Origin of the sequence: Micromonospora sp. NPDC005979, from assembly GCF_040614415.1 — a bacterium.
Taxonomy (GTDB): Bacteria; Actinomycetota; Actinomycetes; order Mycobacteriales; family Micromonosporaceae; genus Micromonospora.
Genome location: NZ_JBEXUR010000007.1, coordinates 322,064 through 333,041 on the forward strand (window position 1 = coordinate 322,064; position 10,978 = coordinate 333,041).

12 protein-coding genes are annotated in these 10,978 nt (G+C 71.5%); 6 read left to right on the forward strand and 6 right to left on the reverse strand.

Features of this window, described 5'->3' with window-relative positions; genetic code table 11:
* The first annotated feature begins 14 nt into the window (after nt 1-14).
* Together ABZ272_RS14860 and ABZ272_RS14865 are read left to right on the forward strand one after the other, a co-directional pair.
* Nucleotides 15-419, forward strand: a complete 405-nt coding sequence (locus tag ABZ272_RS14860; RefSeq protein ID WP_355050483.1) for a YciI family protein — start codon at nt 15-17, stop codon at nt 417-419.
* Between the two features lie 8 nt (nt 420-427).
* Complete coding sequence (locus ABZ272_RS14865) at nt 428-1,573, forward strand: DUF6596 domain-containing protein (protein ID WP_355050506.1); 1,146 nt, start codon at nt 428-430, stop codon at nt 1,571-1,573.
* A gap of 20 nt (nt 1,574-1,593) precedes the next feature.
* Here ABZ272_RS14865 and ABZ272_RS14870 read toward each other — a convergent pair whose 3' ends face one another.
* Both ABZ272_RS14870 and ABZ272_RS14875 read right to left on the reverse strand, forming a co-directional pair.
* The gene (locus tag ABZ272_RS14870) at nt 1,594-2,274 is read right to left on the reverse strand and encodes a hypothetical protein (protein ID WP_355050484.1); all 681 of its coding nucleotides are present in this window, start codon (nt 2,272-2,274) and stop codon (nt 1,594-1,596) included.
* A gap of 104 nt (nt 2,275-2,378) precedes the next feature.
* Nucleotides 2,379-3,269 carry an SGNH/GDSL hydrolase family protein gene (locus ABZ272_RS14875; RefSeq protein ID WP_355050485.1) on the reverse strand — a complete coding sequence of 297 codons (891 nt, stop codon included), beginning with the start codon at nt 3,267-3,269 and terminating at the stop codon, nt 2,379-2,381.
* Nucleotides 3,270-3,471: 202 nt separating this feature from the next.
* Here ABZ272_RS14875 and ABZ272_RS14880 point away from each other — a divergent pair, with 202 nt between their 5' ends.
* Nucleotides 3,472-4,185, forward strand: coding sequence for a hypothetical protein (locus ABZ272_RS14880; RefSeq protein ID WP_355050486.1), 714 nt, complete (start codon nt 3,472-3,474; stop codon nt 4,183-4,185).
* Between the two features lie 7 nt (nt 4,186-4,192).
* On the opposite strand, the gene ABZ272_RS14885 is transcribed toward ABZ272_RS14880, so the two are convergent.
* Together ABZ272_RS14885 and ABZ272_RS14890 are read right to left on the reverse strand one after the other, a co-directional pair.
* Complete coding sequence (locus ABZ272_RS14885; protein ID WP_355050487.1) at nt 4,193-5,029, reverse strand: alpha/beta hydrolase; 837 nt, start codon at nt 5,027-5,029, stop codon at nt 4,193-4,195.
* Nucleotides 5,030-5,109: 80 nt separating this feature from the next.
* Entirely contained in the window at nt 5,110-5,691 is a 582-nt protein-coding gene (locus ABZ272_RS14890) for an alpha/beta fold hydrolase (protein WP_355050488.1), read from the reverse strand.
* A 250-nt stretch (nt 5,692-5,941) separates the two neighbouring features.
* Between ABZ272_RS14890 and rph the strand changes: the two genes are divergently transcribed.
* From rph to ABZ272_RS14905, 3 genes are all read left to right on the forward strand, one after another.
* Complete coding sequence (gene rph, locus ABZ272_RS14895; protein WP_355050489.1) at nt 5,942-8,560, forward strand: rifamycin-inactivating phosphotransferase; 2,619 nt, start codon at nt 5,942-5,944, stop codon at nt 8,558-8,560.
* 122 nt (nt 8,561-8,682) lie between these two features.
* On the forward strand, nt 8,683-9,039 hold the full coding sequence (locus ABZ272_RS14900; protein ID WP_355050490.1) for a YciI family protein: 357 nt from the start codon (nt 8,683-8,685) through the stop codon (nt 9,037-9,039).
* Nucleotide 9,040: 1 nt separating this feature from the next.
* Nucleotides 9,041-10,288 (forward strand): DUF6596 domain-containing protein, encoded by a 1,248-nt coding sequence (locus ABZ272_RS14905; protein ID WP_355050491.1) that lies wholly within the window; start codon nt 9,041-9,043, stop codon nt 10,286-10,288.
* A gap of 28 nt (nt 10,289-10,316) precedes the next feature.
* Here the strand turns inward: ABZ272_RS14905 and ABZ272_RS14910 are convergent, their stop codons facing one another.
* Nucleotides 10,317-10,676: a VOC family protein gene (locus ABZ272_RS14910; RefSeq protein WP_355050492.1), complete on the reverse strand. Its 360-nt coding sequence runs from the start codon at nt 10,674-10,676 to the stop codon at nt 10,317-10,319.
* Between the two features lie 128 nt (nt 10,677-10,804).
* A partial coding sequence (locus tag ABZ272_RS14915) for a non-reducing end alpha-L-arabinofuranosidase family hydrolase (protein ID WP_355050507.1) occupies nt 10,805-10,978 on the reverse strand: 174 nt, incomplete at its 5' end.

A 10,978-nucleotide genomic window follows, 5' to 3' on the forward strand; every position in this document is an offset into this window, starting at 1 on the left:
GGAGGAACACGACGATGAAGTACCTGCTGCTGAAGCACTACCGGGGCGGTCCGGCCGGAGTGAACGACGTGCCGATGGACCAGTGGACGCCGGACGAGATCTCGGCGCACATGCGGTACATGCACGACTTCGCCGCCCGGCTGGAGAAGAGTGGCGAGTTCATCGAAGGCCAGGCGCTCGCCCCCGAGGGGGCCTGGGTCCGCTACGACGGAGAGGGACGTCCGCCGGTCACCGACGGCCCGTTCGCCGAGACCAAGGACCTCATCGCCGGCTGGATGGTGATCGACGTCGACAGCTACGAACGCGCCGTCGAGCTGGCGGGCGAGCTGTCGGCGGCGCCGGGCGCGGGCGGAAAGCCGATCCACGAGTGGCTCGAGGTGCGCCCGTTCCTCACCGAGCCGCCCACCATCACGGAGTGACCTGCACGATGGACCAGGCACTGCTCCGGAGCCTCATACCGAGCGTGCTCGCCGTTCTCGTCCGCCGCGGAGCTGACTTCGCGGCGGCCGAGGACGCCGTGCAGGAGGCGCTCGTGGAGGCCGTTCGCGTCTGGCCGGCCGATCCGCCGCGCGACCCGAAGGGCTGGCTGATCACCGTGGCGTGGCGTCGGTTCCTCGACACCGCCCGCGCGGACGCCGCCCGTCGCCGCCGGGAGGACGTCGTGGACACCGAGCCGACGCCCGGTCCCACGAGCGGGGTGGACGACACCCTTGCGCTCTACTTCCTCTGCGCGCACCCCTCGCTGACGCCGTCGTCGGCCGTCGCGCTCACGTTGCGCGCCGTCGGAGGGCTGACCACCCGGCAGATCGCCCAGGCCTACCTGGTGCCCGAGGCGACCATGGCGCAGCGCATCAGCCGGGCCAAACGCACCGTCTCCACCGTACGGTTCGACCAGCCCGGCGACGTGACCACCGTGCTGCGCGTGCTCTACCTGGTGTTCAACGAGGGCTACACCGGTGCCGTCGACCTCGCCGCCGAGGCCATCCGGCTCACCCGGCAACTCGCGGTCGCCATCGACCATCCCGAGGTGGCGGGACTGCTCGCCCTCATGCTGCTGCACCACGCCCGCCGTCCCAGCCGGACCGCGCCCGACGGCAGCCTGGTGCCGCTCGCGGAGCAGGACCGCGGCCGATGGGACACGACCGCCATCGCCGAGGGCGTCGGCGTCCTCCAGGCGGCCCTCGCCCGCGACCGGCTCGGCGAGTTCCAGGCACAGGCCGCCATCGCGGCGCTGCACGCCGACGCCCCCACCGCCGAGGAGACCGACTGGGTGCAGATCGTCGAGTGGTACGACGAGCTCGCACGCCTGACCGACAGCCCGGTCGTCCGGCTCAACCGCGCCGTGGCGGTCGGCGCGGCCGACGGTGCCCGGGCCGGGCTGGCGGCCCTCGCCGCGTTGGACGACTCACTGCCCCGGTACACGGCGGTGGCCGCGTACCTGCACGAGCGCGCCGGTGACCCGGCGACGGCGGCGCGGCTATACGCCGAGGCGGCCCGCAAGGCGGCCAACCTCGCCGAGCGGGACCACCTGACCCGCCAGGCCGCCCGCCTCAACGACCACCGGCGGCGGTGAGGGCTGGCGGGGCGACCGCCTCAGACGCTCGGCAGGGGCGCGTACCACTGCGCGCCGGTCACCCGGACCCGCTGCGACTGCTTGCGGTTCCACTCCACCCGCATGCCGTGCCGGCGGAGCACCGGGAAGGCGACCTCGTCCAGTAGGCGTTCCAGGTCGGCCTGGTAACGGGCCTGCTGCTCGGCCTCCGGCAGGGCCGAGTAGGCGGCCTCGTCGAAATCCGCCGCCGGATAGACGCCGTAGCCGAGGTAGACCTGGCCGTCCTCGCTGGCGAGCAACGACTCCGTGTCCTGCTGGTGGTACCACAGGTAGCCCTGCCAGTGCCGCGAGTCGTCGCGCTCGTCGTGGATCTCGGCGGACGCGCAGGTGCCGCAGCAGCTGAAGTTCTCCCGGGCCACCACGCCGGCCTCGATGAGCTCGGCGAACGCGCGGTTCAGGTTGCTGCGCACCACGCCCCAACCCCGCTGCTGCTCGCGCCGGGCGGTCAGCGCCCTCTCGTACGCCGACCTCAGGTCGTCGTCGGTGGCGCCGTGTCGCTCGTCGTCCCCGTCGAGGTAGTCCAGGAAGTCGCCGGGGTCGTCGTAGCCGCGCACGATCCAGTCCCAGATCTCGGCTTCGATCTCGGCTCGACCCGGCTCGGCGACCCGCTCGGTCAGGAAACGGACGCCCTCGGGGCGGTCGTTGTACGTCCATCCATCCACGGCGAGGATCCTGGCACGGACCTCCGACAGTGTCCGGCCGTGGCGGTGCGGACGGTCCGGCCCCGCCGTCGTACGGCGGGGCCGGCTGCGGCGGTCGCGCCCGGTCAGCTCAGGGTGGCGAGCAGCGCGGTGCTCATGCCCTGCTCACCACGGGCGTTCGGGTGGAAGGGCGCGGCGGAGTTCTGCGGCACCAGGCCCTCGACCCAACGGGTGCCGCTGCTCTTGCACGCGTCCCGACCGATCGACGGCGTGTAGACGTCGGCGTAGGTGGCGCCGTTCGCTCCGGCGGCGCTGGCCAGCATGGCGTTGAGCGACTTCTCGATGCCGCGCAGATACGGCACGTCCTGGTACGCGATCGGGACCACCGGCCAGCAGCCGTACCCGCTGTCGGGCAGGATCGCCGGATACCCGAGCACGACGACCCGCGCGCTCGGCGCGTTCCGGCGGATCGACTGGAGCACGGTGGTCACCTTCGGCACCGTCGCCGCGATCCGGGCCTGCAACTGGTCGGTGCCGCCCGCGGTGTACCGGTTCTTGCACGGCGAGCCGAGGGGACTGCTGAGGCTCGCCTCCGCGCACTCGCTGATGATGCCGGAGAAGCCGATGTCGTTGCCGCCGATCTGCACCGTCACCAACGACGTGCTCGACGTGACCGCGTTGAGCTGCGGCGGCAGGTTGATGCCCAGTTGACCGCTGCCGCCGTAGAGGATGTCGTCGGTCGTTGCCCCGGAGCAGCTCACGTCCGCGAACGACGTCGAGCCGGCGGCCGCGGCCACCAGGGAGGGATAGTTGCGGTTCGACCGTAGACAGTTGAGGTCCACCTGGGTGGGGATCAGGGGACCTGCCGTGTACGAGTCGCCCAGCGCGACGTAGCGGCCGGAGGGGACCGCGGCGCTGGCGGGTGTGGCGACGGCGAGCAGGACGCCGACGGTGGCCGTGGCGAGTGCGGCCACTCGGGCGGCTGCCCGCAGGAGCGGCAGGCGGGGACGGGACATGACGCCTCCCAAGGGAGATCGCGGTGGTGGTGGTGCCGAGATCCTGTCCCTTAACGATGGCTAACGTCAATATCGACGACCCTCACTAAATGACCCGCTGGAATGTGGATTTCGCCTTCACCGCACACCCCTGCGACACGCGATGATCCCCCGCCGCATAGCATGGCGACAGTTCGGGACGGCTCTGCTGAAACGAGGCGACATGCGTTGGCTCCAGCGGCTGCTGGGCGGCGGGCGGATCCAGCTCGACCCGGAGCGGCAGCAGGCGCTGCTGCGAGACCTCCAGCACGGATACGGCCCGCGCGCGCGGACCCCGTTCCCCGCGCAGGTCGAGGCGGCGACCGGGATGCTGAGCGGGAACGACGGGCTGGTGGTCGCGGCCCGGGTCCTGCACCAGGTCGCCGACGAGGCACACCTCGATCTTCGGGCGCAGGCCCAGGACATCCACCGTCGGACGGGCCGGCGACTCCTCGTGCACCGGCGCAACTACCGGCAACTGTGGTCGGAGGCCGGCCCCGGACTGCGCTGGCCGCTGTTCGCGCTGCCCTGCGGCTTCCACCCGTACGCGCAGGTGGCCGCCGCTGTCGCGGTGGTCGGCGGTGGTGCGGCCCGGCTCGATCGGGTGACCGACCCGGCGCCGCTGGTGACCCACCTGTTCGAGGTGCTCGACCTCACCACCGCCGGCTGGGAGTACGGCCGGGTGCGGGTGGACACCGACGGGGCAGCCCTGGTCGATCGACTGATCGCGAGCGCCGCGCAGATCCTCGCGGCCATGGACGACCCACCGCGACTGCCGCCGCCGGTCCGCGCGCTGATGCGCCGCAACAACAGCATCGACGTCCACGATCCGCACGCCGGGCATCCGGTGGGACGGTTCAACCTGGGCGCGCGGATGCGGGAGCAACTGCTGGCCTGACCGCCGATCAGGCGCGGGCGTGCGCGCCCAGGAAGGCGAGCAACAGGGTCACCACCTCGTCGGGGTACTGCACGTGCGGGTAGTGACCCGCGCCCTCGACCATCTCGAGCCGCCCCAATCCGCTCGGCAGCGCGGCCACGATGGCCTCGCCCTCGGCTCGCGGGTCGGCCCAGTCCGGGTCGAGCGTGCCCTCGACGATCAGGACCGGACAGCGGACGTTACCCAGTTGCGCCCCGGCGTCGGTCGGCGCCGACCGACCCATCCCACGCATCGCCGCCATCCGGCCGGGCTCGCGCATCATGGCGTCGATCCGGGCCGTGCGGGCGGCCCAGTCGGCCGGCTTGCGGCCCGGGTAGGCGACGTCGAGGTAGCTGCGCCAGAGCCGGACACTGCCGAACAGGCCGGTACCGAGCAGCCGGGCGATGCCCCTGCGGTACCGGGAGACCCGCAGGTCACCCAGCTTGATGGACTGCTTGCGCGTGAAGGGGGTCAGCTCGACGATGCCGGTGATCACCTCGGGCGCCTGGGCGGCGGCGATGGTGGCGGCCCCGCCGGAGATCGAGTGGCCGACCAGTACGGCCGGCCCGCCGAGGTGGCGGATGACGGCGAGCAGGTCGCCCGCGATGTCGGTGCGGCTGTAGGAGCGCCATCGGGCGCTCGACTCGCCGCAACCCCGCAGGTCGACCGCGGCCACCCGGTAGCCGGCGGCCGCCAGGCGCGGCACGACGAAACGGTACGCCTCGCGGCTGTCACCCATGCCGTGGGCGAGCACGACGAGCGGGCCGGAGTCGCCGGTCACCTCGTACGCCAGGGTGCCGCCGTCCACGTTCAGGTACTCGGTCATCGAAGCCTCCAAGCTAATCGTCTTAGCTAAAGGCTAATACAATTAGCCGCACACGTCAAAGTGATGTCTGACGCCCCACCTCACGGGTGCGGTCGGCGTGCGGACGCGACGTCCCGGATGATCACCTGTGCCACCTCGCCAAGGTCGTCGTCGAGCTGATGGTCGCGCCCCGGTAGCCGGTACAGGAGCGCCTGCGGCACCGCCTTGGCGTAACGATCGGCGTGCGACGGTGGCACCGTCTCGTCCTCGAGACCGTGGAACACCCGCACCGGCACGCCGCGCGGCAGCCTGGCACCGAGGTCGCCCGGCAACTCAAAATCGTCGCCGGGCCAACCGCCCGCTCCGACGAACGGAGCTGCGACCAGGACGATAAGCGCCAGCTCACGCTCCGGTGGCCGCTCGGCGAGCACGTGGGCGAGGATCGCCCCGCCCACCGAATGGCCGACCACGACGGCACCGGTGTCCAGCGCCGCGATCTCCCGGTGAACGGCGGCGCTCCAGGTGGCGTAGCGCGGATCGCCCTCGTCGGGCAGGCGTGGATAGCGGACGTCGTACGAGTCGCCGAGTTCGCGCCGCAGGCTGTCGACCATCCGGCTGTCCCACTCGTCGTACGTGCCGGGGCCGGCGCCCTGAACGAAGAGGATTTGCGTGACCGCTGTCACGGCAGCTCCCTCTCGTGCTCCCGGGGTGGGATCGCGCCGCTCTTTCGCGATTTCCATTCGTGGCCGGAAAACGCCACCGGTATCCGTTCCCACTTTAACGTATATCGCGACCGGGGCCTTGCCGCAAGACCCAGGTCGTGACGCAGAATCGTCGGCCGAAGCCGGAACGATGCGAAGAATCGGGGCACCACGTGGGTGTGTTGTGCAGGGCACGAGTGTTCACGCCGACCGTCCGGGCCGAGGTGGCGCGATGACGGACCGGTACGTGTGGGATCTCGACGAGGTCGACGAGTCGCAGGTCGCGCTCGTCGGCGGCAAGGGCGCTCGACTGGGGGCGCTGACGCGGATCGACGGCGTCCGCGTACCGCCCGGTTTCTGTGTGACGACCGACGTGTTCCGACAGGTCGTGGCCGAGACGCCCGCGATGGCGGATCACCTCGACCGTCTGTCGCGTCTCGCGGCGGACGACCGGGACACGATCCGCGACCTCAGCGCGGAGATCCGCCGAAGCATCGAAGCGATCGTCCCGCCCGCCGACGTGGTGACGGCGATCGGCGCGGCCCTGCGCCGCCACGGCGCGGACACGGCCTACGCCGTCCGGTCCAGCGCCACCGCGGAGGACCTCGCGACGGCCTCCTTCGCCGGACAGCAGGACACCTACCTGAACGTTCGGGGCGCGCAGGCCGTCCTCGCGCACGTCAGCCGGTGCTGGGCCTCGCTCTTCACCGAGCGGGCCGTCACCTACCGGCAGCGCAACGGCATCGACCACCGCGCGGTCCACCTGGCGGTCGTCGTGCAGAAGATGGTGTTCCCGCAGGCGGCCGGCGTGCTGTTCACGGCCGATCCGGTCACGTCCAACCGAAGGGTTGCCTCGGTGGAGGCCAGCTTCGGACTCGGCGAGGCGCTGGTCTCCGGGCTCGTGAACCCGGACGCCTACCGGGTGCGCGACGACGCGATCGTCGACCGGTCGATCGCCGTCAAGCGCCTCGCCATCGAGGCCCTCCCGGGCGGCGGCACCGCCCGACAGGCGGTCAGCGCGGACCGGCAGGAGCAGCCGGCGCTGACGGACGACCAGGTTCTGCGACTGGTACGGGTGGGGCGGCGCATCGAGGCGGCCTTCGGCTGCCCGCAGGACATCGAGTGGTGCCTGGCCGACGGCGACGTCCAGATCGTCCAGAGCCGGCCGATCACCACGCTGTTCCCGGTACCCGCCGCCGCCGGGGACGGGGAGAACCACGTCTACCTGTCCGTGGGGCATCAGCAGATGATGACCGACGCCATGAAGCCGCTGGGACTGTCCATGTGGCAGCTCACGGCGATGGCGCCGATGCACGAGGCTGGTGGGCGGCTCTTCGTCGACGCCACCGGGATCCTGGCGTCGCCCGCGAGCCGCGCCGGCTTCCTCGAGATGATGGGCAGGTCCGATCCATTGACCCGGGACGCGTTGGAGACCCTCCTCGCCCGCCCCGACTTCGTACCGACGCTGACCGACGGCGTTCCCCGTGTCCCCCGGCTCGGCGGCGCGCCGGCCACGATCGAGAACGATCCGGCCATCGTCACCGAACTGGTCGAGCGCAGCCGGACGTCCCTCGCCGCGCTGCGGCGTGACATCGCGACGGTGACCGGACCGGCGCTGTTCGACTTCCTGCTCGCGGCATTCGAGGAGCACAAGCGGCTGCTCGCCGATCCGTTGAGCATGCAGGCGATCATGGCGGGGATGGAGGCCACCTGGTGGCTCAACGAACAGCTCGCCGGATGGCTGGGTGAGCGCAACGCCGCCGACACCCTCACTCTGTCGGCCCCCGGCAACGTCACGTCCGAGATGGGCCTGGCGCTGCTCGACGTCGCGGACGCGATCCGTCCGTACCCCGAGGTGGTGGCGTTCCTGCGGGACGTCGACGGCGACGGCTTCCTCGACGAACTGCCGAGGCTGCCGGGCGGCAGCCAGGCGCGCGACGCCATCCGGGCCTATCTCGACCGGTACGGGATGCGCTGCGTCGGCGAGATCGACATCACGAGGCCGCGCTGGGCCGAACGCCCCACCACGCTCGTACCCCTGATCCTCGACAACATCAGGCTGCACGAGCGCGGCGCGGCCGCACGGCGCTTCGCCCAGGGGCGCGAGGAGGCCCAGCGCAAGCGCGAGGAGCTGCTCGAACGCCTGCGTGCCCTGCCGGACGGGGTACGCAAGGCCGACGAGACCGCACGGATGATCGACCGGGTTCGCACCTTCATCGGGTACCGGGAGTACCCGAAGTACGCGATCATCAGCCGCTACCTCGTCTACAAGCAGGCGCTGCTGCGGGAGGCGGAACGCCTCCTGCGGGCAGGCGTGCTGCGCGAGACCGACGACATCTTCTACCTCACCTTCGGCGAGCTGCACGACGTCGTGCGGACGCACCGGATCGACGATCAGCTCGTCGAGCGGCGCAGGGAGGCGTTCCGGACGCACCAGAGGCTCACCCCGCCCCGGGTGCTCACCTCCGAGGGGGAGGGCATCTCCGGGGCGTACCGACGCGACGACGTGCCGGCCGGGGCGCTCGTCGGTCTCGGCGTCTCCGACGGGATCGTCGAGGGTCGCGCCCGCGTCCTTCCCGACCTGGCCGAGGCCGACCTGGAACCGGGCGACATCCTGGTCACCGCGTACACCGACCCGAGCTGGTCGCCGCTGTTCGTGGCGGTCGCCGGGTTGGTCACCGAGGTGGGTGGCCTCATGACCCACGGAGCGGTCATCGCCCGGGAGTACGGCCTGCCCGCCGTCGTCGGCGTGCCGGACGCGACCAGACTCATCCGCGACGGGCAGCGGATCCGGGTGCACGGCGCCGACGGGTACGTCGAGATCGTGTCGGACGAGGGCGCTCAGCCGTAGCCCGATCGCCGCGAAGTCCCGGATCGAACGTTGCGGCGTGCTGTCGATCTACCGCCCGCCCGAGCCGTCGTAGTGTAGGGGCCCACCACCGAGGGGGCCGGCACACGGACGGGACTTGAGCCATGGCCAAGTACATGATTCTGATCTACGGCGACGCCCAGCAGTGGGACGCGATGACCGATGAGCAGTGGAAGGCACACGACGCCGCGCACGCGGCGTTCGCCGAGAAGGCCGGGACGCAGATCATCGACGGAAAGCAGTTGGAGATGTCGCCCACGGCCACCACGCTGCGCTCGGACTCGATGGGGCAGATCACGACGACCGACGGCCCGTTCCTGGAGACCAAGGAGGCGCTCGGCGGCTACTACCTGATCGAGGCCACCGACCTGGACGAGGTGCTGTCGTTGGCGAAACTGCTCCCCGAGGTGCGCGCGTCGCACAGCGGTGTGGAGATCCGCCCGGTGGTCGACCACGGTTGACGTGACCGACCCACAAACGAAGGACGAGGTCGTCGCGGCGGTCGCCCAGGCGCACCGCCGCGACTGGGCCCAGGTGTTCAGCACCACGGCCCACCTGACCCGCGACCTCGACCTGGCCGAGGAGTGCACCCAGGACGCGTTCGCGCAGGCCCTGGAGACCTGGACGCAGGCCGGCATCCCGGACCGGCCGGGGGCCTGGTTGACCACCATCGCGCGCAACCGGGCCCGCGACGTCCTACGCCGTGAGTCGGTGTTCCGTCGCAAGATGCCCCTGCTCGTGGCCGACGAGACCACGCCGGGGCCGGAGGACGGCCTCGTCGACGACCGGCTGCGCCTCATCTTCACCTGCTCGCACCCGGCTCTGGCCCGGGACGCCCAGGTCGCCCTGACGCTGCGTCTGGTGTGCGGGCTGTCCACGCCCGAGGTGGCCCGGGCGTTCCTCGTGCAGCCAGCCACCATGGCCGCCCGCATCACCCGGGCCAAGAAGAAGATCGCCGCGGCCCGCATCCCGTACCGCGTGCCGGGCCCGGACCAGCTCGAGGAGCGGGTGAGCGCCGTCCTGGAGGTCGTCCACCTGATCTTCACCACCGGCCACACGGCGCCGCTCGGCGCCCAGCTGGTCCGCCAGGATCTGGTGGACAGCGCGGTCGGGCTGGCCCGCATGCTGCACCTACTGATGCCGACCAACGCCGAGATCAGCGCACTGCTCGCGTTGCTGCTGCTGAACGTCGCCCGCCAGGACACCCGCAGAGCCGCGGACGGGCGTCTGGTGCTGCTGTCCGAGCAGGACCGCTCGCGCTGGGACCGGCAGCTCATCGCCGAGGGCCGGGCTCTGGTCGCCGACGCGCTGCGTCGTCGGCCTCCGACACGGTACGCGTTGGAGGCGGCGATCGCCGCCCTGCACGCCGAGGCGCCGAGCTGGCAGGACACCGACTGGGCCCAGATCGTCGCGCTCTACGACACCCTGTTCCGGATCTGGCCCTCCCCCGTGGTCGATCTCAACCGGGCCGTCGCGATCGGGCTGCGCGACGGCCCTCGGGCCGGCCTCGACGCGCTGGAGCCACTGCTCGCCGACCCGGCCCTCGCCACGTACGGATACCTGAGTGCCGCCCGGGCCGACTTCCTGCGCCAGTTGGGGCGGTGGCGGCCGGCCCGGACGGCCTACGAGGAGGCCTTGACCCTCACCGACAACGACGTCGAACGGGCTTTTCTCAGCGAACGGCTGGCCGAGGTGGAGCGGAATCTGTGAGCGCCCGCGCCACGGGAACGGCGGTCGGTCAGACATCCGCCTCGATGGCGAAGGTGTTGCCGTCCGGGTCCTGGATCCAGGCGATCCGCCCACCTCCGGCCCGCGCGGTGATCCCCTTCGCATCGTGCTCGAACTGCTCGTACCGCACGAGGTCGACGCCGGCGGCCGTGAGTTCGTCGACGATCTCGTCGAGGTCGTCGACGTACCACGTCGCCAGCGTCGCCTCGGTCGTCCCGGCGGTGACCGACTGGTACACGTTGAGGGCCGGTCCGCCGCCGGAGGCGTAGATGCGGCTGCCGTCGGGGATGTGGGCGCTGGGCGCGGACCGCAAGGCCCGCAGGCCCAGCTTGCCTTCGTAGAAGGCGACCGCCCGCGCGATGTCCGACACGGCGACCGATGTTCTGAGGTGGTGAGCGCTCAAGGGCATGCCCCAGCCTGGCAGAGACGGGGGCCGGTGGACGTGACGCGGGGCGGGCTCGGCGTGGTGCCGGGCCCGCCCCTCGGTCGTGCGTCAGGTCAGCGTTGCAGGGTGAGCAGGCCGGGGCGGTAGGGCAGCAGGCCGTAGTCGACGCCGTTGGAGGAGGGCGATCGGCCCTGGTAGAGCAGTTGGAGGTTGCAGGGGTTGACGGTGAAGGTCTGGTCGGCGCTGGTGCGGATCAGCTCGCCGTGGCTGATGTCGTTGGTCCAGGT

Excerpts from the sequence above, each read along its gene's own strand:
- ABZ272_RS14860 (WP_355050483.1), top strand. The coding sequence starts at position 15 with ATGAAGTACCTGCTGCTGAAGCACTACCGGGGCGGTCCGGCCGGAGTG.
- ABZ272_RS14865 (WP_355050506.1), top strand. The coding sequence starts at position 428 with ATGGACCAGGCACTGCTCCGGAGCCTCATACCGAGCGTGCTCGCCGTT.
- ABZ272_RS14900 (WP_355050490.1), top strand. The coding sequence starts at position 8,683 with ATGGCCAAGTACATGATTCTGATCTACGGCGACGCCCAGCAGTGGGAC.
- ABZ272_RS14885 (WP_355050487.1), bottom strand. The coding sequence starts at position 5,029 with ATGACCGAGTACCTGAACGTGGACGGCGGCACCCTGGCGTACGAGGTG.
- ABZ272_RS14880 (WP_355050486.1), top strand. The coding sequence starts at position 3,472 with ATGCGTTGGCTCCAGCGGCTGCTGGGCGGCGGGCGGATCCAGCTCGAC.
- rph (WP_355050489.1), top strand. The coding sequence starts at position 5,942 with ATGACGGACCGGTACGTGTGGGATCTCGACGAGGTCGACGAGTCGCAG.
- ABZ272_RS14875 (WP_355050485.1), bottom strand. The coding sequence starts at position 3,269 with ATGTCCCGTCCCCGCCTGCCGCTCCTGCGGGCAGCCGCCCGAGTGGCC.